The organism is Pseudomonas sp. FW305-96, assembly GCF_058783825.1.
The window spans coordinates 52,179-74,556 of sequence record NZ_JBYSYW010000008.1 but is presented as its reverse complement, the minus strand read 5'-3'; the positions used below and the strand labels follow the sequence as shown (position 1 = coordinate 74,556).

Annotated in this window: 23 protein-coding genes; 12 read left to right on the top strand and 11 right to left on the bottom strand. The window is 52.8% G+C overall.

Annotated elements, in window-relative coordinates; all coding sequences use genetic code 11:
• Window positions 1–43: 43 nt before the first annotated feature.
• The gene (locus AC3WL2_RS08505) at window positions 44–958 is read right to left on the bottom strand and encodes a toll/interleukin-1 receptor domain-containing protein (protein ID WP_102682600.1); all 915 of its coding nucleotides are present in this window, start codon (window positions 956–958) and stop codon (window positions 44–46) included.
• Window positions 959–1,077: 119 nt separating this feature from the next.
• A complete protein-coding gene (locus AC3WL2_RS08500) occupies window positions 1,078–1,647 on the bottom strand; it encodes an AbiV family abortive infection protein (RefSeq protein WP_102682601.1) in 570 nt (189 codons plus the stop codon).
• 381 nt (window positions 1,648–2,028) lie between these two features.
• Here AC3WL2_RS08500 and yhhA point away from each other — a divergent pair, with 381 nt between their 5' ends.
• The 9 genes from yhhA to AC3WL2_RS08455 all read left to right on the top strand — a co-directional run bounded on the left by yhhA (window position 2,029) and on the right by AC3WL2_RS08455 (window position 9,240).
• Complete coding sequence (gene yhhA, locus AC3WL2_RS08495; RefSeq protein WP_353479410.1) at window positions 2,029–2,262, top strand: YhhA family cyclophane-containing RiPP; 234 nt, start codon at window positions 2,029–2,031, stop codon at window positions 2,260–2,262.
• 8 nt (window positions 2,263–2,270) lie between these two features.
• Window positions 2,271–4,442 (top strand): cyclophane-forming radical SAM/SPASM peptide maturase YhhB, encoded by a 2,172-nt coding sequence (gene yhhB / locus AC3WL2_RS08490; RefSeq protein WP_102682602.1) that lies wholly within the window; start codon window positions 2,271–2,273, stop codon window positions 4,440–4,442.
• Window positions 4,399–5,412, top strand: coding sequence for a hypothetical protein (locus tag AC3WL2_RS08485; protein ID WP_102682603.1), 1,014 nt, complete (start codon window positions 4,399–4,401; stop codon window positions 5,410–5,412). Before yhhB ends, AC3WL2_RS08485 begins: the two co-directional genes overlap by 44 nt.
• Window positions 5,397–5,912, top strand: coding sequence for a GNAT family N-acetyltransferase (locus AC3WL2_RS08480; protein WP_256582592.1), 516 nt, complete (start codon window positions 5,397–5,399; stop codon window positions 5,910–5,912). The genes AC3WL2_RS08485 and AC3WL2_RS08480 overlap by 16 nt, the downstream gene beginning before the upstream one ends.
• Window positions 5,913–6,111: 199 nt before the next feature.
• Window positions 6,112–6,372 carry a hypothetical protein gene (locus AC3WL2_RS08475; protein WP_102682604.1) on the top strand — a complete coding sequence of 87 codons (261 nt, stop codon included), beginning with the start codon at window positions 6,112–6,114 and terminating at the stop codon, window positions 6,370–6,372.
• A gap of 57 nt (window positions 6,373–6,429) precedes the next feature.
• Window positions 6,430–7,125, top strand: a complete 696-nt coding sequence (locus AC3WL2_RS08470; protein WP_102682605.1) for a hypothetical protein — start codon at window positions 6,430–6,432, stop codon at window positions 7,123–7,125.
• Window positions 7,126–7,224: 99 nt separating this feature from the next.
• Window positions 7,225–7,608 (top strand): hypothetical protein, encoded by a 384-nt coding sequence (locus tag AC3WL2_RS08465; RefSeq protein ID WP_102682606.1) that lies wholly within the window; start codon window positions 7,225–7,227, stop codon window positions 7,606–7,608.
• Window positions 7,609–7,766: 158 nt separating this feature from the next.
• Window positions 7,767–8,657, top strand: coding sequence for a hypothetical protein (locus AC3WL2_RS08460; RefSeq protein WP_102682607.1), 891 nt, complete (start codon window positions 7,767–7,769; stop codon window positions 8,655–8,657).
• A 160-nt stretch (window positions 8,658–8,817) separates the two neighbouring features.
• A complete protein-coding gene (locus tag AC3WL2_RS08455) occupies window positions 8,818–9,240 on the top strand; it encodes a helix-turn-helix domain-containing protein (RefSeq protein WP_102682608.1) in 423 nt (140 codons plus the stop codon).
• Window positions 9,241–9,258: 18 nt separating this feature from the next.
• On the opposite strand, the gene AC3WL2_RS08450 is transcribed toward AC3WL2_RS08455, so the two are convergent.
• The 7 genes from AC3WL2_RS08450 to AC3WL2_RS08420 all read right to left on the bottom strand — a co-directional run bounded on the left by AC3WL2_RS08450 (window position 9,259) and on the right by AC3WL2_RS08420 (window position 17,316).
• The gene (locus AC3WL2_RS08450; RefSeq protein ID WP_102682661.1) at window positions 9,259–9,450 is read right to left on the bottom strand and encodes an MbcA/ParS/Xre antitoxin family protein; all 192 of its coding nucleotides are present in this window, start codon (window positions 9,448–9,450) and stop codon (window positions 9,259–9,261) included.
• Window positions 9,451–9,508: 58 nt separating this feature from the next.
• On the bottom strand, window positions 9,509–10,699 hold the full coding sequence (locus AC3WL2_RS08445) for a hypothetical protein (protein WP_102682609.1): 1,191 nt from the start codon (window positions 10,697–10,699) through the stop codon (window positions 9,509–9,511).
• A gap of 844 nt (window positions 10,700–11,543) precedes the next feature.
• On the bottom strand, window positions 11,544–12,824 hold the full coding sequence (umuC, locus tag AC3WL2_RS08440; RefSeq protein ID WP_102682611.1) for a translesion error-prone DNA polymerase V subunit UmuC: 1,281 nt from the start codon (window positions 12,822–12,824) through the stop codon (window positions 11,544–11,546).
• On the bottom strand, window positions 12,811–13,239 hold the full coding sequence (locus AC3WL2_RS08435) for a LexA family protein (RefSeq protein WP_029886617.1): 429 nt from the start codon (window positions 13,237–13,239) through the stop codon (window positions 12,811–12,813). Before AC3WL2_RS08435 ends, umuC begins: the two co-directional genes overlap by 14 nt.
• Window positions 13,240–13,827: 588 nt before the next feature.
• The gene (locus AC3WL2_RS08430; RefSeq protein WP_102682612.1) at window positions 13,828–14,340 is read right to left on the bottom strand and encodes a hypothetical protein; all 513 of its coding nucleotides are present in this window, start codon (window positions 14,338–14,340) and stop codon (window positions 13,828–13,830) included.
• Between the two features lie 100 nt (window positions 14,341–14,440).
• Window positions 14,441–14,650, bottom strand: a complete 210-nt coding sequence (locus AC3WL2_RS08425) for a hypothetical protein (RefSeq protein WP_102682613.1) — start codon at window positions 14,648–14,650, stop codon at window positions 14,441–14,443.
• A gap of 35 nt (window positions 14,651–14,685) precedes the next feature.
• A complete protein-coding gene (locus tag AC3WL2_RS08420; RefSeq protein ID WP_146022603.1) occupies window positions 14,686–17,316 on the bottom strand; it encodes a UvrD-helicase domain-containing protein in 2,631 nt (876 codons plus the stop codon).
• A gap of 269 nt (window positions 17,317–17,585) precedes the next feature.
• Here AC3WL2_RS08420 and AC3WL2_RS08415 point away from each other — a divergent pair, with 269 nt between their 5' ends.
• The 3 genes from AC3WL2_RS08415 (at window position 17,586) to AC3WL2_RS08405 (ending at window position 20,586) form a co-directional block, all read left to right on the top strand.
• Window positions 17,586–18,503: a hypothetical protein gene (locus AC3WL2_RS08415; RefSeq protein WP_102682616.1), complete on the top strand. Its 918-nt coding sequence runs from the start codon at window positions 17,586–17,588 to the stop codon at window positions 18,501–18,503.
• Between the two features lie 685 nt (window positions 18,504–19,188).
• On the top strand, window positions 19,189–19,686 hold the full coding sequence (locus tag AC3WL2_RS08410; protein WP_102682617.1) for a toll/interleukin-1 receptor domain-containing protein: 498 nt from the start codon (window positions 19,189–19,191) through the stop codon (window positions 19,684–19,686).
• Window positions 19,687–19,746: 60 nt separating this feature from the next.
• Window positions 19,747–20,586, top strand: a complete 840-nt coding sequence (locus AC3WL2_RS08405; RefSeq protein ID WP_102682618.1) for a toll/interleukin-1 receptor domain-containing protein — start codon at window positions 19,747–19,749, stop codon at window positions 20,584–20,586.
• An 83-nt stretch (window positions 20,587–20,669) separates the two neighbouring features.
• Here AC3WL2_RS08405 and AC3WL2_RS08400 read toward each other — a convergent pair whose 3' ends face one another.
• Window positions 20,670–21,035 carry a histone-like nucleoid-structuring protein, MvaT/MvaU family gene (locus tag AC3WL2_RS08400; protein WP_102682619.1) on the bottom strand — a complete coding sequence of 122 codons (366 nt, stop codon included), beginning with the start codon at window positions 21,033–21,035 and terminating at the stop codon, window positions 20,670–20,672.
• Between the two features lie 303 nt (window positions 21,036–21,338).
• A complete protein-coding gene (locus tag AC3WL2_RS08395; RefSeq protein ID WP_102682620.1) occupies window positions 21,339–22,313 on the bottom strand; it encodes a toll/interleukin-1 receptor domain-containing protein in 975 nt (324 codons plus the stop codon).
• Window positions 22,314–22,378 lie beyond the last annotated feature (65 nt).

Here is a 22,378-nt window from a genome sequence, read left to right as displayed (position 1 = left end):
TTCGGAGCCAGCAATTGGGCGGCGTCATTTACCAGCAGGACAGTTACTCATTTAGCAGAATTTTATAAGAAAAGCTAACTCGCCCTGGAATGTATTTTCTCTCATTTATCTCGCGATCTAACCCATTGATTGTGATGACACACATAAGACCATATGGGTTCAGCAGTACTACTTTTTGCCCCACTACGGGCTCAACAGCACGACCCAGTGTTAGGAATGATGAAACAGTGGCCGGATCAAAATCAGGCTCAACAATCAAACCGAGCGCCTTGAGATCTCCATCTGTGTAGACGTAAACACTGTCAAGTGAACGTGCGGCAAATGACACTTTAAACTCACACTCCCCATACCCAAGGGTGTAGTAAGGATGGTCTTTGTAGGCAAAGATCACTTGCCCACTAATCGCTGGACTCACATAATTCGCGGGATCGCGACCAGCATCTATACGCTCAAGCCGAGCGCAGCGATTACGTAGCACCGACAATGGGATAGCATTGGCTTTATTAGGCGAAAGCCCCTCAACCCATCGCCAGAGTTCCTCAAGCTGTAGCGACCCCGGGAACTGTTTACTTTCAATATTGCAGTTGAAATCAAAACCCTTTGGATTATGATCACCAAACCATTTAGGCCGGAGAAGCTTGGGATTTTGAATGTACAAGATTGACAGCCATGACTCTGGCTTATCCCTATAAACGCCACTCATCCACCTTGTTTCAATGCCTACTCCAGATTCTGGCATATTGTCAGCTCTATCGACATAGTTTTCGTCGACAACCAGCAAAACGTGGGCCGCTTCGGTGACCTGCTGCATGAAGCCGTGCAAGTTTGAACCATAATCGACGTCTTCATCGAGCTTCACATCATAGCCCATCAAATGAAGTTGGCTAGCAAGCAAGCGAACCCACTCTCGATGAGCTGTAGATGTCCATGCATAGGAAATAAATAAATCGGCACTCATGAGTCAACTTCCAATTTCCGCAGAAAGCCTGCGACACCTATTAATTACTAAACAACATCAAAAACCCACGACATCCCAGTCACCCAGCCTCATGCCAGCACCTGCGCATTGACTGGAAATCAATTAATAGGGTCTTCCCAAAGACGGCCATCCTCATGCGCCTCATAAATTATTGGATTAGTCAATTCCTCAGAACGCCTATGAGCGCTCAGACAGTCTGCCGCATAACTCACGAGCCTCATTGCGTCGTCATTTGATATTGCATCGCTTGGTCGCAGTATTTTCCCATCCTTGACATCCACGTATGTAGAAAGGTTTTTCCTGTTGTAGGATTCAGGTATGGCGTGGTTCGCGGCAAGCAGCCAAGGGATGCCCTTATCACCACTCAACTCGGGTGTTCGCCCAAAAGCATAGAAGTGACCATTTTGTGAGGAAATTTTCTTCACGTGGCTAGTAAAGCGCTTTTTTACATCCCTCCAGTCAACCGATTCGTTTTTTTCGACTTTCACAATGGCGCCTATCAAGATTGGGATCTTGCCAAGCTCTTCAATACAAAAATGAGCCAACAAATAAGCACGGCTGTACATGCTGTTTTTGAGTAAAATTTCAGCCTCTTGATGCAACGCTGCTGCATTGTCAAAAATTGCTATGCGCAAAGTGTTTAGCTGCTCGACTAATAGGGTATCCATGTTATCTAAACTTGTTTAGGCGACGACTTATAGTTGCAGAAGGCTGACCCGGATGTCGAGAGGGTTCTCTTTGACCGCGCAGAGCTCCCATGAGTTTTTTTCAGAGCCTGGCATGGACTGCTGTCACTTTCCCAACCGCATCACTGACGGTGCCGGCGTTTCCAACCATGTCGCGCAGTAATCTGGCAGTCCGGTCACAGTGAAGGCATTGATCGCGCGTCATTTTTTTGGACACAAACAGTTACATAATTTTCTATTTTTCTATCTTATCGGCGGCCTCACTCGAACGTCGAGAAATAAGGCATTAATTTCTTGGAAAAGTCAGGAAAAATTGCCGATATCACAATGCCATGATGGATTGGATCCATATCTTGAATTGTCATGTACCCCTGGGCAATGATGCTGGCACTTCACCATGCAAAGGAGCTCGTGATGTCGTCAGCAGCACTGAAAATCGAAACGCCGACCCCGTCGGCAGTCCGCCAAAGTCTGGCTAAAGGCCAAAGCAACAACCCTGCAATCCAACGCCTGCGCTCTCGCGTACTGACTGAGTCGGATGTCGGCCAAGTCATTACCAGCTATGACCGCATGCATCACCGCCACAATCGCTCGTGAGTCTCAGCATGGACGCCGCTAAGTTCTCGTCGTTTTTGGTAAAGGTGGCATCGCGGTGCAACCTGGACTGCGATTACTGCTATGTCTACCACCACGCGGATCAGAGTTGGCGCTCCATGCCCAAATTCCTCTGCGCAGAGCACAGAGAAGCGTTTGCAGATCGGTTAGCTGAGTACATCCTGCACAGCGATCTCAAGCACTGTGCAGTGATTCTGCATGGCGGTGAACCGCTACTTGCCGGCGTGCAAGTGCTGGCGGATTTCGCGTTCTTGCTGAGGCAGAAATGCAGTATCCCTGTCGACGTGAGCTTGCAGACTAACGGCCTACTGCTCACAGAGCAGGCCCTAGAAACTCTGGCAGCCGCCGACATCGGCGTCTCGCTGAGCCTCGATGGCCCGCGAGGGGCAAATGATAAACATCGATTAACCCGCAAGGGGCGATCGAGCTTCGAAGCAACCGAACAAGCGTTGATTCGCCTGCAGCGATACCCATCGATTTTCGCCGGGGTGATCGCGGTAGTAGACGCCTCAACCAGCGCACAAGAGCTGTTCGAGTATTTCAACCAGTTCACCATTCCGCGGCTGGATTTCCTGCTGCCTGACGCCCACTGGCTCCGCCCACCTCCTGGACGTAACCAAGACTCTGGTCTGTACGAGCAGTGGCTGGTGAATGCTTTTGATGTGTGGTTCGACCATTACGCTCACATCCCTTTACGGACATTTGAAGCGCTGCTGGATGTCAGCGCCGGTTTGCCATCCGGAACAGATGCTTTTGGCTTCGGAGACGTAAGCTTGCTGTCGATAGAGACGGATGGCAGCTATCACGATCTCGATGTACTGAAGGTTACCCAGGATGGGATCACTCGACTGGCAGGTACTGTCATCGACACTCCCATCGCCGAAGTCGCTCAGTCAGCCGCAATTGCGCAGCATCGCAGGTATCTACGCAAGGAAGGTCTGTCTCAGACCTGTCAAAGCTGTGAGATTGTCGATATCTGCGGCGGCGGATCACTGCCCCACCGTTTCTCTGAAGATGGCTTCATCAATCCAACGGTTTATTGCAACGAGATGAAGCGGCTAGTCGCTCACATCAGTTACCGATTGAATGAGCATCTGCAGAACGCAGACGAGATTATTTTCGCTGACCTGCCTCAGTCCTTCGACCTCGCAGAGTTCGAGCTGGCAGAGACAGCTGCTCATCACCTAAATGAGCTGTGCGAAGACGCCAAGTCGAACGCCGTGAAACACATGCACGAAGCTCTACAACTGTTCGCGAACGATGCCAGTGCCATTGAGCTGCTTTCCTTGCCTGATTCGCTACTTGAGCGCGCTGCCGTGCTTCCCGGATCAATTGCATGGTCAAATGCAGCACTGGCGCAACATCGTGGGCACACGCTGCTGGCCGTCGATGGGCAGCCGATATCATTCGATACCCAGTACCTGACTCAGGTGCTATCGCTCATCCAGCAGACGGTACCCGCTAGCGACCTGAAAGTGGGTCATGAAGACGAATGGCTCAGAGCGCCGTTTGGCAAATCCATCTATTTCGAAAGCTCGGAGCTGACGCAGGCTGGCCGGGAACTGGTACAGCGCGCGATGGAGATCGTGCGCGCCTGGCGCCCTGCCCTAGCAACTGAAATCCTCAAGGCATGCAGAGCCGTTCAGTTTGTCCGAGACCCTTCAGCCGATCCACGCAAGATCGTTTCGTTCAGCGACAATTCAGTGCCCGGCGCGCTTTACGTTTCGATTTCTCAGGGTAACCACCTCATAGATCCGTACGATCTGGCTGATTCTCTGATTCACGAACACAGACATCAGAAGCTGTATCTGCTCGAGCGATTCACACCCACAGTAGAACGTACCAACGCTCAAGTCGTCTCCCCGTGGCGAGAGGATTTGCGCCCACCCTCTGGTTTACTGCATGCCGTTTTCGTTTTCGTCGAGCTAAGACGGTTTTGGATGCACGTACGAGATCACGGGCCAGCTGAGCTGAATTCTCGTGCCGTCAATCAACTCGCTGATACAGACCTTCACCTGAGCCAAGCTTTCGTCACGCTTCAAGAGTGCCCGCTCACAGAAATGGGGCAGCGCTTGGTAGGCGTCCTGAACCGTGCAGCGATTGAGGAGCAAGAACAGTATGAGCTCGACCATAGCAATTCCGCTGTCCAGGCTCTCAACTGACCCACTGGTGCGTCACGCCGAGCTCAGAGACTACTTTTGCGACAAGGACGCCATTGCGACTAAGCACGGCGGTCAATGGCACTTGAACCTTCACTGGTCAGATGATCCCTATCGGTACGTCGATCCGCGCTTAGATGAAGGGTTAGCTTGGTGGGGCGACGCCCTCAAGTACGAGGAAATGGCGAGCGCTCGAAAACGCCGCGGCAGAGTGCTCTTGTCGCTCAATGACACGTGGACGCTCGAAAGCTGGAGCGAGTGGTTAGCTCAGAGTTCCAATCTTAAGGGCATCACTGTGCTCCACGTGGATGACCATAAAGATTTAGGCACCCCGCGCGTGTTCGTGAGCAAGGATGGCTGGATAGACCCGATAGTGGGCAGTGCCGTTGACCTGACCCAGCCTGAGACAGTGACGAACGCGATTCGCAGCGGCGCATTCGGCATGGGGAGCTTTTTGACTCCGTTTCTACACTTCTATCCTGATGCCGATGTGCGTCATCTCTGCCAAAAGCCTAAATGCACGCAAACCACAGATTCGGTAATCAAACTCGAAATCGTAAAGGACTCTCTACTAGACCCCGAGGCTTCAAGGCCTTCAATCCGACTTGAGGCAGCGACCACAGGTGCAGGTAAAGGACGCTACCGCTTTACAGACGATCTTGACGCTTGGCTTGAAGGGGTTGCTGACAGCGAATCTGCCATCCTGCTGCACATCGACATGGATTACTTCTGCAACCGATACGACGGAGACAGTGACCATATCGAACAGCCTGGGCCGCTGAACAGTTCAATAACCGAAATCCTGAGTCGCATTGATGAGCTGACTGCTGCACTGCGACGCCACGGTTTGACCCAGCGGCTTGCGGACGTCGTCATTGCCTTTTCACCGGGCTTTTATCCCGCTGAGTTCTGGGCTGATAGCTGCGACCGTCTACTCGCGGGCCTAGGAGAAGCGCCATGGAGCGACCAGTAAAGCCCCTCAAACCAAAGGCGGCAGCACGCAAGACGCCGAAGCCGCCTCCGGTACCAGCGAAGTCGAGGTTGGGGCCGGTCGATTTGGAAAACGTTGATTTTGTTCGTACTCCAGGTTCGCGCGAACGCGGTGGCGGCCCAGGTGGAGAAGCCTGGATTATTCAAGTGCATGGTAAACGTGCGGGAACCGCATACATCAACATGGTTGTGGACGCCGTTCGCGGAAGGCATGCCTCGTTTCATGTCTTTTTGAACCGGCCCAGCCAGGGCCGCCAAATCGGTCGGGCAGCCTACCGCCTTTGCTGCCAGGAAAGCCAACATGAAGTGATTTATGCACACATGCGAAAATCGAACATCGCCTCCCGTAAAGCAGCGGAGCACGCAGGCTTCGTTGAGGCATCTACTCCGTCCGATTCGCAGTTGGTGATGGTTTGGCGTAGACCACGTGCCAATGTCGCTACGTCGCCTAACGAAGTGCTTGAGTGTTGTCCATCTAATTAGATATCACTTTGACTATCCGCACCCGAATGGAATGATTGCAGATGGGCCTGCGGTTGCTGAAGTTCAACACTCCAGAGAGACCTGGCACTGGGCCAACGTAGCGCATCACGGCTGCGTTCTGGCGCACGCCAACCGTCATCCGTCCAAGGGTATGCCGGGGGTATCATTCTGCCGAAATCAGCTCTCGAGGAAAGGATGTATGTCGTTGCAACACCGCAGACGGGTGAAGATCGTTAATGGTCTTACCCTTCATCTTTCCTGCAACACCCTTTTCCCTGCACTCGAGGTTGCTGCTTCAGGCTTGACCGCTCTCCAACGGCGTGGGATGGAATCCGATGAAATCACCATCAAGAATCTCCAGGATTTGATCTCCCAGGTTTACCAGGAACGGATCACGCTCACTGAAGAGCTCAACCAGCGCGAACAAGCCCTGAAGGCGCGAGATAAACGCGCCGCATGACTGCGTCCAATTTTGTCTACTTTTTTTCTGCGCGGGAGGAAAGATCGGCTGGATCGTTTGATCGCCCATGAGCAGGAGCTGGTAGCAGGTGTTCAAGACCGAATCAAAGGCCTTGGACTGGAGCTCCATTGGACGCTTACCCAGGATATAGCGGATCAATACATCACCGTTCTCAAGACGTTTTCTGATGTCAGACTCAGCGACATGATCTGGAGCATCTGCAGCTCCAGTGCGGTCAACCAATTGACTGAGCGCTCCAACGTCAGTCGCTCAGTCGTCCGCTGTCCTGTCCGCTTTGAGGATAGTGCGCCGCAATGGCTTACGGGCAACCCGACGCTACCTCTTCTTCGAACGGCGAGCGGCGCTGCCCTCTACTTATTACCAGGCATTGTACTGCTCGAAAATTTTGCCGAATTCAAGGTGTTCTCGATGAAAGAACTCGTCATCGAGTCCGGCAAGACAAGATTTTTGGAGACGGAATCTGTCCCTCGAGACGCTACGCTCGCGGGGTACAGCTGGCTTCGGGAAAACAAAGATGGCTCGCCAGATCGGCGGTTCATCGATAACTATCAAATCCCAACCACACGGTACGCAGAGATTCGGATCAAGGGATGGGGCATCAATGAAGAGTTTCAGTTTTCGAACGCAGGATATGGTCAGTCGTTTGGCAGCTCTCTAATAGCCTTGAAGCATGCGGTGAGCTGGGCGAGTCAGAACCAAGCACTCAATGGCTCGTCAGAGCCACCGCGCTGACAAGAAGCCATCGCTGCATTCCAAGCCAGGCCGGGGCAAGCCAGCCGACCTCTTACCGTCTGCGATCACGTGGATAATCAGAATTATGGAGACCAAGCCGTGGAAGTAGTACTGCTCGCTCACATCACCCTCAATCGGATCGGTTCCGCCAGTTCAGGAGGTGGTTTTAGTGGTGGCAATCACCGTCAGAGGAAATTCTCAGTGGAGGTCTCCGACAGAGATAGCTCCACCCTGCGCACCCTAGTCATCGAAATCGCCGAAGGACACGGAGAGGCCACAGGTGCTCTCGACAACCTACAGCTAGAACACGAACATTTCCGCGGAGAAGAGTTTGTCTTCAACATCCATGCTCGGAATACCTTTTATGGCACTCCATACGCTCAGTGTCAGCTCCAACCCGCGCTCAAAGCGAACGGACAGTATTACCGGTTACAGGCAATAGACGCTCAGGAGTTTACTCAGTACCTCCGCACGCCAAAATAGCAACCGATGACGCCGCCAATGGGAAGCTACGAGAGCGTGAGCTCCCCCCTGTTCAAAGTCTGCAACCTGATCATCCGATCACACCAGGCACAGCATTCGGGTGTGCTAAGGCAGCGCCGTCTGCAAGAATGCCGGCTGGAAATGGAGCGCTAGGTACCATGACGAAAAATGACTTTCTCACGAACCCCGATACCTTGGCGTTTCTGACCTGGTTCGAATCTGTCGTCATCGGAGCACGCCCTCTCCAGTTCCGACATCGGGCCGGTGTTGATGACCTTTTGAGCAATGCATTCGAGCGTTATAGCTGGCCGCCCAACCGCCTTGAGCTTGCCACACCCGCTGGAGCTATGAGCATCGCTCGGAACTCGGGCTTTGCTCAGAATGAAGCGCTTCTGCAAAAACTGTCAGACGGCATCAAAGGCTGCATGTCTCAGCACACAGTAAACGCCGCTGAACTGACTGGCTGGGCAAAAGCGATTATGGAGTGGGGAGGCGTCTTTAAACGCCCGGGCAATGCGGTGTGGCTAGAGAATTTAAACGGAGGCTTGCACGAGTACCTTACTCGCGCCCTTCCGGCCCTTGAGAACGAGGAACCTCATCTGCTTGAGAGGCTGAACGATCTTCGCTCTAATGCAGGCACCACAAAAATCCACTCTCTAATCCTGCCTGGATTTGTGATCTACGACAGCCGTGTCGCTGCGGCGTTTGCATGGCTCGCAGGAGAGTGGGCGCGGGAGTGCGGGCTCCGTGTTCCTGAGCATCTGTGCTTTGGCTGCATGAGGGCTAACTCGCAGAAAACGCCACGAGCTGTGAGAACCCCGGATAGCAAAACCTTCAAATACTTCACACCCTCTGGCCACATCAGATACCACCGACGACATGCAACTTGGAATCGGAGAGCGAACTGGATCATCGAGCGGTTAGCCAAGGCCGCGACGCTAGACTGCAGTGGCGCCCGGCTACCTAGGACATGGACGAGTCGAGAAATTGAGGCGGCCCTGTTCATGATAGGCGAAGATCTCACCTCAGCTTTGGAAGCTAGGGCCTAAAAACTAGAGAACCTTTTCCCATCAAAGTCCCATGCCAGGCTGCCACTCGCCGTTGCAATCGACCATTCACGATCAAGTGCTCGCCCTCCGGTGAGCGACATCCAAAAAGGAAAACTCTGAGCGCAATGTATGTACGAAGTCAGATGACCAGGCCTAGCTCATGACGCTCAAGTCGTCATTTGCGACTGTGCTCCGCGCCATCAGGAGCAAGCGCAGTATTACCCAGCGGCAATTCGCAGACGCAACCAGCCGTACCTACTTGTCGAAGCTTGAGAGCGGTAAATCAAGCATCACTCTAGACAAGCTCGAACAGCTAAGCGCGCGCCTAGAACTGAGCCCATTGACGCTATTGGCTTTAACGCTGAGCGAAGACGGTTGCAGGCCAGCTAGAGACCTTGTTAACACACTGAAGGTTGAACTCGAAACGTTGGAGCGCGAAGGTGGCCTACCAGGACTGACTAGCCTTCAACAGGGCATGTCTCTCCCTCCTTCCCACACTATCGAGGCGGCGCGACCAGCGAGGCACCACAAACGACAACCTTCCACTTGTCCTAATCAAACTGAGCTCGCCCTCTATGACTGAGCGACTGCCGATGTCAGGTCAGCATGTAAAACCGTGATCAAGCCTGTCTAGGAACTCTTTTACCTGCAGGTAGGTGACCTCGTCCTGGACAAACTCCAGAGCAGCGAGCCCGTCAAAGTGAGGCCGTGGCTGCCTCAGCCAAGCCGCTGCTTTGAGTTTGTCACCAAATATCCTCTCTGCTTCGTCAAGAATCAAAAGCGTGTAACTCATGGTCAAACCCTCTGGGGTGGCAGGTGAATACGCGGCCCTAATGAGCGGCGCGGGGCCGTCAGGCACGCTCGGCATCAAGAGCTTGAATCAGCTTGGCCGGCGATTCCACGACCTGAGTTCCGAATCGCGTAGCCAACGGCTGCAGCACTCCACACATGTACCGATCCGCTCGGAAGAACGATACGTATGGAATGTAGAGTGCGTGAATGATGTCGACGAAATCACTGCCTTTCAGCGCGCGCGCCCTCTCCCCCAGCGAGTTCTGAAGTGAATTGTAGAAGCCGTTGATACAGACGAAGAGGCCTGGGCAATAATGCTCGATCGCGGCTGCGTCGTCACATTCCGACGCACCAGGAAACAGACGCGCGATCAATCTATTCACGATATCGACCAACCCCTGTTTTTTCAGCTTCACCCAACGATCGCCGCTGACCCCCTTCAACGCTTTGGCCCTCTCATCTTCCGGAAACCTGGTCAGGCTTTCGGCCAGCGTCATCAACGTCTTATTGCAGCTCTCCAAAAACTCCTGCGCAGGCCGCCTGACCCAATCGATAATCGCGCCCATCTGATCGTGGTGGTTGATGAACCACTGCGCCATGAAGGTTGGATCGCGCAGGCTCTCCAGAAAGGCCTTCTCGGCCTGCTGCCGCGTCGCTTTGCCAATCACATACCGTTTCATCATCAGGGCATTTTTCGGTCGCATCGGTATCTTGGTCAGGAGCTCGCTGATATCCATCTCCCCAGCATGCTGCTCGAAACTGCTTCGGAAGCCGCCGTTTTTCATCAGAGTGGCCTCGGCCCTCCTACGCTGCTGGCGGTTCATCCTCTTCCAATCAGCGTCCTCCTTTAACTGCCCGCTCAAATCCAGTTTATCAAGCGGATTTATCAATGAGCCCATGTCGGGGAACCAGCCACCGTTGTTGTCGAAGACGTTCACGGGGTGCGGGTTGCGCTCCACCAGGCGAGTCAGCTCCGCCCGTATAAGTCGATCGTAGGCAATCATCGTTGAGCGACCACAAAGCTCGACCATCAGCTCGGTACGCGCCACAGCGGCGCTGGCGTATTGTTGATCCAGGGGCGACATCTCGGAGATGTGCGCGCCGGAGTATACAAACACCACATCGCCGCGCTTCTTGAGTGCCCTGAGCGCAGCCAACTGCTCAGCTTTTGCAGCGTCGAGCAAAGGGTGGCTGAGGTTCGAATAATCGCAACTGTCGAGGTAAATGACGATGGATTGCTGAGCTTGCATTCCGGCTTCCTTTGCAGGTGTACATGGCCAGGCCTGCGCCGTGGCGCTCGCGCTAAGGCTAAGTGGTGGCACTGGTCGATGATCCGAGAAACCCCCGCATTTCGCCACCCTGATCAACCAGACCAGCGACAACCAAGCCATATAAAATCAGCCTTCATGAGTGATCAGCCAGCTGAAGAAAGCAGAATCACTCCGAATGTCACCCCTTCCGCTTCAGTCGACTCCACCTCAATTCGACCACCGCGGCTCGCAACCATTTTCGACGCGATGAACAGGTCGCGGCCAAGCCCAGCCGCAGTGCCCGATCTCCGCCTGAATAGCTTGAGCCCCCTCCGGCTTGAAGAGGTACGGCATTGCCTCGGAAGGAATAGGCCCGCCCGAACGTTGGACGATAACCGGTGGAGCACCATGCGCATTAGCTGCCGTGACCTTGATGGGCGCCGTTGCATCAACATGTCGCAGAGCTCCGAATATTTGCTCAACTTGAACCTGGACGATCATCCACCGTTGGCTGTTTCACGACCCAGCGTTCTGCTCCATTGTGGTCATCACCTCCTACCGCGATAAAGATTTTTCCCTCCTCATCAACCGCGTATACGCCTGGTCGTTCGCATTGAGGATCTCGAACCTCATTTTTCCAAGCGTATGCATCTCCTTCCCAGATCATCACAATCCCGCCCCGGCACTCCTCATGCCTTGCTCTCCATTGGGCAGCAGTTGCGCGCAGTGCATTACAAAATGCCTTCATAGATCGATTTCCCTTTGTTAACTTCAGGTTGCAGTGTCAGGCATTCAGCAGCAGAAACGAAACACTCAACAACAAACCTACCTCTGTCCTAGCCTTTCACTTGCAATAGGCAGTCCAAAGCTCATCAACCCGTGTAGTGAAGCTTTGGCTCATCATTTCCCGGCGCATACCCCAGCTTGGATTGACAGGGACACTCGCTAGTCGCATCGTCCCTCTGCCCCACCTACCGTTCACCGCATCGAGCACACCCATGAGCTTCTCGGTCGCCACCGGCTGAGCCGCGGCGAACAGATCACCCGTAATTTCGTTCGGCTGGCTGAGGTCAAGCAGCAGCACCTCGGCTTTGCTGTAGCGGAAGCCATCCCGAAACACCCGCTCCACGCCCTCCTGCGCTGCTTTTGTCAGCAAACGCGTGTCGTCCGTTGGATAGGGCAGCTCGACCAGGACGCCATTTGCGTACTTCGCCTCGTCGGGGTTGAACATGCCCGTGCGGATGCTCACCCGTAGCCGTTTGCAGAGCGATTGCTGGGCACGGAGCTTCTCGGCAGCCCTGGATGTGTAGGTAGCCACCGCCTCTTTGATTGGAGCCAGCTCAGTAAGCCTGGTACCGAACATGCGGCTGCAGCAGATCTCCTTTTTGGGTGGGTCAGGCTCGTCCAACTCGAGGCACGTGGTGCCGGCCAGCTCCCTGGCTGTCTTCTCGATCACCACACTGAATTGCTTCCGGAGTGCCCAGGCGTCAGCATGCGCAAGCTCCCACGCAGTCCTTATATCCATAGCCGCCAGGTGCGCCGTCATGCGCCGGCCAACTCCCCAGACGTCCGACGCATCGCACTTCTTGAGCACCCAGTTGCGCTTCACGTCATCGCGCAGGTCAACCACACCACCAGTGTGGCTCTGCCATTTCTTCGCAGCGTGGTTTGCCAGCTTCGCGAGGGTCTTGGTTGAGGCGATGCCAACTCCAACAGGGATACCTGTCCGCCGATAGACCTCCGCTCTGATCTGCCGGCCCAGGCGCTCGAGGTCGCCAGGCATGCCCGTGAGCTCAGCGAAAGCCTCGTCGATGCTGTATACCTCCGCCGCCGGCACCATGGACTCGATGACGGTCATTACCCGCTCACTCATGTCGCCGTATAGCTCGTAGTTCGACGAGCACGCGACGATGCCATGCTTGCGGAGCTTGTCTTTGATTTGGAAGTACGGCTCGCCCATCTTGATCCAGGGCTTGGCGTCCGCCGACCGTGCGATCACGCAGCCGTCGTTGTTGCTGAGCACGACAACAGGCTTGGTGCGGAGGTCGAGGCGAAATACACGCTCACAGCTCGCGTAGAAGCTGTTGCAGTCGATTAGAGCGAAGACCCGCTCAGGCTTTGTCATGGCTTCGCACGCTGTAGGTCACCACACCCCACACCTGCAGCTCCTCCCCTTCGAGCAGGTACCGAGATGGGTAACGTGGATTCTCGGATTTGAGCACCACTTGGCTGCCGTCTCGAGCAAGGCGCTTGCAGAGCGGTTCGCAGTTCACCGCGGCGATCACGATATGGCCAGGTTCCGCCTCGATGGAACGGTCGACTATGACGAGATCGCCTGGGTATATGCCGGCGCCGATCATGCTGTCCCCTTCTACGCGTACCAGATAAATATGCGGAGCACGGACATCGAGCAGCTCATCGAGCGAAATGCGTTTCTCGAGGTGATCGGCTGCCGGCGATGGAAACCCTGCTGGCACATGGAAGGAAAAGAGCGGAAGCTTTGCCCCGCTGGGTTCAAGTGGGCCGAGGATGGTCACCATATGGAAAGTACTCATACTGTATATGTATACAGTTAAGCGTTTTGGTGCTGCTCAGTCAATCCACTCTTGCGGTGACAGGATGGCCGGCACTGCAGCCTGAAGCCGGTGCCCAGAGAGCCTGGTAGGAAATGTCGTTCAAAATCACTCGCTAGGCCTGTCACTCTGGACTGAGGCCAAGCATTACTCTAGACAAGCTCGAACAGCTAAGCGCGGATCTCAAACGGAGCTCATTGACGCAATTGGCTCCAACGCTGAGCGAAGACGGCTGCTGACCGGCTAAAGATCTTATCAGCACACTAAAGGTGAGCTCGAAACATTGGAACACGAAGGTGGCCTACCAGGACTGAGCAGCATGCAATAGGGCATGTCTCTCCCTCCCACCCTGTTGAGGCAGGGCCACCATTGCGGCGCCCTAAACGACAACCTTAAGTGGCGACCTCAGGCACGCCGCATCTTTGCGTTCGTTACCAAATACGCGCTCAGCTAGGTGCAGGAGCGCTGAAAACTCCACTGTTTCCACTCTCCTCTCGAACACTCGATAGTGCATACCTCGCACCATTGCTTTTACGCCTTGCATGCTATTACAGCTCAGTACGGCTGGAAATAACGCTGGATTTCTGCATGTCGTTCGAGCGCTAGGCCAAGCACTGCCAACGCTTGATCCAGCAACCTCTCATCACGCTCAGATCCCTCAATGAGATCTACCTGCCCCGTGGCTTGGTCGCGGTACTTAGCTCCATGCACCAGGTTGTTGCGAGCACGGCGAATTGCGAGAAAAAGCTCCACAGAGTTGGTCACCGCAGCGGTGTCCCGCCACCCTAGCCCACCTCCATGGGGAAGCAGCACTTGTAGCTTGGGCGGCCTGTGCACCAGCTCTGGAGCTAAACCCTGAGCAAGTACCTCTTCAAAAAAGCCTGTTCCGAGATCACTCGCGAAAGCATCCCAATTGGCGTGTACCTTCACGTTACCGCCTGGCGCTGCATAGTCCGCAGACCGCTTGAGGGCACACTCGAATCTAGAGAACACGATGAAAAATTCGATCGCAAGCTTGGGCAATTCCCCACCAAGCGCCAGGTCGACAAGGTGCTGATGTTTTCCCATGATTTCCCCTTCGAAGCTTCCATTTATTCGAGGCTTTTCATCACTCGAAACGACTACTTAGCCCTCACCCAAGAAACCACACCTATCTCGGCCGGTACGCTCAGTGCAGCGTCCCTGCTTGACCTCCGGTCGCGCGGAATAGGTAATCGGACACAGCCTGAAAGAGCGCTTCCGCTTCGTTCTTCAGATGCACTACCTCTTCCTCAGGGGCTAAAGCATCCACAGCCTCGTGATAACGTTTGAGCGCGTCAATCGCCACTCGCATCAACGGATCGTCGCCTTCTAGAAATCGAATGAGATGCTCGTCCAATTGTTTGCTCCAGATTCGCCATCACTCGAAGGCACTCAGTGAACTCGACTGCCAGGCTGCTTAGCTGGCCTTTTGGGTTTGCTGGCAGCGTCCGGAACAGGAGCGTTCACCCGATTCCAGTACGGCTGAGCCGCGTTGATATGACGGCTAGCCCTCTCGATCACCGGCTTAGACCCATCATCCAGGTACCAGTAGCAATAGGTAATCGCTCGGGTAATCGCTACATATGCTGTACGCAAGGCTTCCTCGCCTTGCGAAGTGTCGTATCCGCAAGGATCACCCGGGCGATTGAGGCCAGCCTGAGCGTAAAGGTCATTCTTGGACGGAGAGGACGTTTTGAGATCGCAATCACCCAGCAGGAAAACAGCTTTGGCTTGCAATCCCTTTGCAGAATGGTAGGTCAGGAACTTGATCTGGTCTGAGCGCCTTTCCAGCCTAGCTCGTTCACGAAGATCCTCCAGCGCGTCGCGCGCCTCTTCCTTCACGGAGTTTGAGCGTGTCAGGACGAGGATCGAATCACCTGCATCGTAGTGTCGCTCAACATCGGCTGCGATCTGATTCCAATCCATCTCGCGCACTTCGACTGGTACCTGATGCTCTGCCACAGCCTGGTTTTTCGCAACCCCCCGCTTGCCAGGTACACCACCCGGGGTACGCTTTACGATTTCTTCCGCGGCATCAATCACCATTTGGTGAGACCGGTGGTTCTCCTGCATAAGCACCCGGTTGGGCTCTGGTGATTCGAAGACCTTGTCAAAGTCGATAAGGTAGTGCGGAGAACTGCCACGCCAACCATATATGCTCTGCCAGTCATCGCCGACGGCCATGAGCGAGGCGTACGCCGGTGAACCGTTGGTGGGAACCCTCAAATTCCGTCGCTCGATTTCGGCAAACGTCGCACGTATCCAGGAGATGGTATTGGCGCCGACATCCTGAAACTCGTCGACCAGCAATGTGGTCATCGGTCGCAGCACATCTGGTGTCAGTGCCCGAAGGTTATGGGGCTTACGTTCGCTGAAGATGGAGAACATCGTGTTGAAGGTCATCACCGGCGGAGTCATGTTGAACAGCATCCGTGTGAAGTCGTTCCAGTAGATCGCGAGGGCATGGAAGAAGTCACGATCCGCATCGTCTTTGCGTAGGCGCATGGCCCTGATGGCCTCAAAAACATCCAGGCCGAGATTCTCCATGTACGATGCGGCGCTGTAGAACGCCTCCGTGATGTACTGAGGAGCAATGTCACCTTCGAGCTTATAGGTAAATTTTGGGCAGGTATTCACCAAGCTGCGGATTGCCTCTATCGGACTGGCCGATTCGACATAGCTTTTTAGGTAGATGACTGGCCGAGAGCAATGAGCCTGAAAGAGGATTCGCTTGTTTTTGACGTCCGCGGTGAGGTAGGGAAAGCGCCCCTCCTTTGCCTTCAAATCACTTGGTTCCGACTTATCCACCCCCAAAATGACAAAGGCATCCAGCTCAGGAATGTAGCCGTTGACTTGGAAGTCCTGGCCAAGAAGCTGAATCACCTTGCGCGAAGGCTCAATACCTTCGATCGGCCATTTGCCCGCAGCGCGCCACAGCTGCTCTAGGGTGTCGCATATGTCTTCGTCAGCCTTGGCCAAGTCGCGCGCCTGCCTTTGCGCCTTCAGCGCGTCAGGGCTATCTGCGTTGACCTTCTCCATCGCCAGTGCGTGACGATACAGCTTACCGATGAGCGTTTTGAACTCGGGATTCTTGTCGTAAAGACGCATGTAGCATTCGTTCATCAGCTCCAGCTGGGGCTCGCCCATCTTCACTTGAAACATGGAGCCTTTCTCTTTCGTCGTGCCGTCCTTTTCCAGGAATTCGAAAGGCTGCACTTGACTCATGCCTGGCAGGCATCGAGCAAAGGACAAAATCCGTGAGTGGAAGGTACGTACGATCTTCAGCGAGTCATCATGCGAGATGTCATAGCCCCAAAGCTTGAAAACCTCTCGGACTTTCTTAGCAAAATCCTTCTTAGACTCAACGGTAAAGGTGACTACGGTGAGGTTCGAAAAATCGATTCCTAAGTAGTGCCTCAACACCAGAAGCCGTAACACCATCGTCGTCGACTTGCCACTCCCCGCGCCGGCAACCACAGATGTGGTGGGCGTTTTGGACAAGATCATCTTCCACTGATCGGCTGAAGGCGGCTGCTTAGGCAATCGATCAGCAACGTCAGCTCTGATTTGTGCCTCCAACTCCTCCGTGATTGGGAAGCGCCAATCTTTAAAGAGCTGGTCTTCCCGGATACCTGGAGCACCAGTCGTGGGTTCGGGGCCAGCCTGAACCTCAATGACCAGCTTGCCTTCGTCAAATCCCTTTTGGTGGCCAGCTTTAAACCCTGCTATCTGCCCTTCCTCAAAGCCAAGGGCTCGACCCTCCTCATGTCCAGCAGCGCGCCCTGCACCAAGACCGCGTGCATGCCCTATCTTGTTTCCTAAAGCGACACCCGCTGCCTGACCTACTTTCAATCCTGACTGATATCCGTCCTCTCGCCCCACGACACGACCTGCTCTCCAAGCAGATGCCTGCTGCACGCCTGCGGCATCAAGTAGCCGGTTGACCAGGCGATGCACCAGACTTTTAGAAAACAATGGCTCAACGGTCTCATCCGCTGATGCGTCAGGCTTTGGGGCATCCACTACAACAAATCTCCATTCTGTGCGACAAAGCCCATCCACCAGATGAAGGGTGGTTGTAGGCTCAAATGCGGTGCCTCATTCAAGGCTCAGGCCACGAGAAGCCTACCACCAGAGTGGACGTTTCTCTCACTGCTTCTCGTAAAATGCCCTATCCCGCGACGCACGCAGTGTGTATCGCCCCCCTTTACCCGTTGTTACGAATACCTATGTCACCGGTAGCAGACTGAGAACACTCAAACGAATGGCGTGAAAGCCAACAAGGATGCACTATGAAAGAGCCTGAGAAAGCACAAAAAATCTTGGACGCCCTGGATGCACTAAAAAATAGGATGACCGAGGCTAGCGCACTGAGGAGCGCAATCAGTTCCCGCTTTGACAGTGAACTCAAGAAGCTGAAGGAAGAGAAGGAACGTGAGAAAGAATTGGGAATGGAGGATATCCCTCGCTCTGTCCATCACATGATCTATCATGATTTAAGAACAGGCCACGCCAAGACCTATGGTGCAAAGCGCTTATTTTTAGACGATCAGATTAGGTCAGCTCACATCCATAAAAACCGACACTACCAGTGGGTATTGGCAGAAGCTTACGAGGGGTTCGAAGATTTTCTTGAGAACCTCTACGCTGGAATGGGCTACGTCGACTACGATTTCTGGCCTGTTTCAGACTACAAAAACACTCATCGCTCTGATTTACCCACGAAAGACTTTGACTGGTTCTTAAGCCAAGTAGCCATCAAGAAAAGCAAACCAAACAGCATCCTCGCATGTTTCCGAAATAAATTCGACGAACTAAGAAAAATTGAAACCAAAAACAAACTTGACTGCCATGTTGGTTTTGACGTCTGCTTAATATCGAAACTGCGTCACTTGATCGTACATAACTCAGGCGTAGTCAAAAATAAAGAGAAGGTAATTGAACGCATCTTTAGAGATTGCGGCATCAATGATAGAGACAAACCAGCACTATCACTAAAAGCCAATAAATTTTTCGGCGAGCTGAAAAGCAGCGAAGAAACGCACGTTTTCCTTCTCGGCCACACCGACCCAACATACGGCATTTTTTCAACTTTTAATCTGAGCGACCTGCTGAGTCTCATGATGAGCTATGCACAGATACTAGCCGAATTATCTCTTAGGCATCTGTACAACAACGACCTGCTCAAACCTAGAGAGAATCAAGAATAAACCTGGCTCCCTTTATAAGCACTGCATACGCGTTGATGCACACAGACCTTCGATACGTGCGTCCATCATCCATTACTCCAAAAAAGCAACGTCCGCTTAGGCTTAAAGCGAACGCTATCAAACCAAGGCTCAATAAGCCGAATGCGACCATAGACTAATCAGCAGAAAAAACACTGCGATCGCAAGCATCCTAATTAATTTATTCTTTGACACGCCGCCTCCCAGGACACCATGTAAGGCCCTATGAAATGATTTACTGTGCTCGCAGCTTAACCGCAAAATGCAGCCATGCAAGGAGCGCTCAAGGCCTTCAAGCGAGAGGGGCGACGATCAAAATTAAACTATAAAACAAGCTTCCACGGTATAATGATATTGCACAATACACATATTGAGCCGCAGTTATACACGCAACAATGGCCCAAGCTTAGAAAAATCAAGAGATTACGGTTAACGCTAGCGCGGATCTTAACTCTTGAAACTTGTTTTATTTTAACAAGTCAATTTATGGCTATTAAAGCCGAATACACCTGACGAACGGTAGCCAAATCGGATGGCTTCATCACGTTGCTGCTGAGCTGGTGGTGAGACCGTCAGCAGACGCATTCGCCTTCCTGCTTAAGATCAGCATCTTGTGGCAGCCCAAGAAAGCTGGCATTTTGCCTCTATTTTTTGAGGGCGTTTCTCTATGGCGATTCGGCAATCTGAACTTTTCTACAGCGCTACAACACGTGTCCCTCAGGGCCATGTATCTAAACGATCTGGTCAACCCACTGCTTTTCTGAGCCATAGCCACAAAGATATGAAGCTCGCGTTGGGGCTCCAGGAGACACTACGTCGAGAGGGCTGGGATGTGTATATTGATTGGCAGGATAAAGCCATGCCTGAGTCGCCCGACGCAGTAACGGCTAGCCGTATCAAGAATGCTATCGTCGCCGCTGATTGGTTTTTATTTCTCGCGACTCAAAACTCTCAGGCTTCTCGCTGGTGCCCTTGGGAGATCGGGTATGCCGATGGGAAAAAGCGAATCGAGAAAATTGCAATAATTCCTACCACCGACAATAGCGGCCACCACTACGGCAACGAGTATCTAAAACTCTACAACAAAGTCGACCGAGCCTCAGGTGGTGGTTTAGCCCTATTTGACCCGCAAGGTAAAGGGAAATGGGTGCGCTTCCTGAAATAACTAAGATCAGCCAATTAGATCTCAAGTACACCATCACAATGGACTGATAAAGGACTTAACATGTTTATTGGCTTCGAATTAACAGACTATCAAGGCCTAACCCACCAAGACGACCTCGACGTATGGAGCTTCAGTGCTTTAAACGACGCAAATATCTACGACTTAGCCAAATATGTTGCATCAACTTCGCATACCATTCAACATCTCGATGCCGAGAAAATTTCCGCTAGTCTATTTCCTCGATCAGACTATGATATTTTCCTCTCACATTCCCATGCCGATCAAAGTAAAGCAATCGAGCTAGCCCTTTCTCTTAAAGATAAAGGGATCAGGGTATTCGTAGACTCATGCGTCTGGGGACACTCCGAGAAATTAATAGAACTGATTCTTGATCAGTCCAGCCCACTCGAGAACGAAACGAGAGATTCTCAAATAGTCAGAGTGAGCGCAGCCGTGCATACGCTGCTTTCTGCCGCCATCCACCAAATGATTTGGCGTACCGAAGCTTTTGTTTTTCTACGCACGGAAAAATCAGTACCATTTGAAAACGATGTCAGCGATAGAACCCTTTCCCCGTGGATCTATGCCGAGCTTCAATTCAGCGCCCAGGTTCAACAGGTGCTTCCGCCACGCTTGAAAAATAAGAAATCTCTACCGAGTGTCGCTGGATTTGAGAGCTACATGACCGAGTCAAAGCAATTACAGCCGTATGAGATGGCGTTTAAAATTTCAAAGGAGCATCTGCCATCTGTAAAAGGCACAGACTTCAGCAAGTGGTACCATGACCTAGCGGCGAAGAAATTTACTGATGCTGGAGAGGTTCTGGACGACCTCTATGCCACCTGCCATATAACCAATCGATATTACGAACATAAAATTGACAATCTAGCGCTTGAATAGCCAGACATAAACTCACGCGCTTAATAAAATAAAGCCCCATGTACCGGGGCTTTATTTCGGGCATTCAGATCAAATCACATATTTCACTTGGAAACCCAAGTCTCAACTTCTTCTGCCCCATACTTAGCCTTCCACTCTTTCAGAAGTCTATGATTACCACCTTTAGTTTCGATGATTTCACCGTTATTAGGATTTTTGTACACCTTAACTTCACGTGCCTTTCGTGTTGCTTTAGCTGCTTTAGGTTCTACACTGACACGGCCAGTTTGCGGGTCGAGTATATTGATGACATCACGTAAGCTATAGTTGTACTTCGCTAGCAAATCCCTCAGCTTTTTCTCGAATTCAATTTCATGCTGAAGCTCAGAGCTCCCCTTCATCGCTTCAAGTTCAGCGAGCTGCTCTGCTAGCTTTTGCTCCAACTGCCGAAATTCTACCAAACGAGACATAAAAACTCCTTAAAACGAGAGATCACTAGACGAACAGTAGGCATATCTTAGGTCAATATCTTAGGCGTGTCTTCACCTATTTAATAAATCTGATCAGGCGCTCGACGATTTGATAGCGAACTGAATTTGCAAGAGTAAAAGTGTCCACCCGTAGTCGCTACGTCTTAACACCGAAGTACAGTGCCTCAGGCAGCATACCCCGAGCAAATTGGAGGCAGTGACCTCACGCTCCGAAAATGCTGATCCGTGGAAAGTCCAAGTAAACCCGTTCCACGGCGCGCGGAAAATATAAGGTCAACTGGCCTAGCGCTGGAGAGGCTCAAGAAGTTTCGCCCAGAACGCCTCTGCAGCACCTTCGTGGCTCAGCTTCTCATCACGAGTATTCCGAGAGAATCCCATCAGAGGCTTGAAGAAGATCGACTGGTCATCCGTGCTCACGGAGAGCATTTCGTTAAATCCATTTGAGGATACTTGAGCCGAGTAGGTGATACCGTTCCGACTGATACCATCCCCCATCCCAATCGCACATTCCGAAGCGACCTTCCCGTCCCGATAGATGGAAGCCGCGAACCGCGTGTCACTCAGTCGTCTCAATGTTGCTTGAATCCCAGGGTTACGCGCCTGAAGCTCAGCTAATGAATTCTCGAAAAAACGCTGGATGTAAGTGAAACCATCATGAGCGAACTGATCAATTTCGAAATCTGTGAAGGTTTTTCGAAGCCTCAGGTTACTCGAACGCACCGACTCAAACATCGTCGAAATTACCGTGTCCGCTGCGGCGCCATGGGCAGCAGATGGTCGATGTGATTGAGCCCCTGCACCACGTCCGGGATTGCCAGGCGATATTTCCTTGATCAGTACTCGAATCTGACGTACCACATCAGTGAAAGCCTCATCAGGGTTCGTCCAACTGGTGATTGGTTTCCCATCCTGAGGCACCGCTAGTAGCTTACCCATCGGACTATGAGTCCAATCACACGCGCGCAGAATGACTGGCACAACCCGGCACTCCCCTGCAGCATGCCGGGCCAGTGCGCGTTGCATCTCTACCGAATAGCAATAGTGAGAGCTCAGGAAGCTGGCACTGACCAACAGCAACACGATATCCGCGGCATCAATTTGCGCATCGATCGCACTGTCTACCATCTCGCCGGCGACCAAGCGCCGGTCATGCCACGAATCAACCAGCCCCTCGTACCTCAGGGAGGCAAGGTGCTTTTCCAGTTGATTGCGCAGTGCTTCATCATCATGACTGTATGAGAAAAACACTTTTGCCATTACGGCGCTCCCTATGAATTCGTGGCTCCGACGTTATCACGACTCGAACCCGCCTCGGTAGCGAG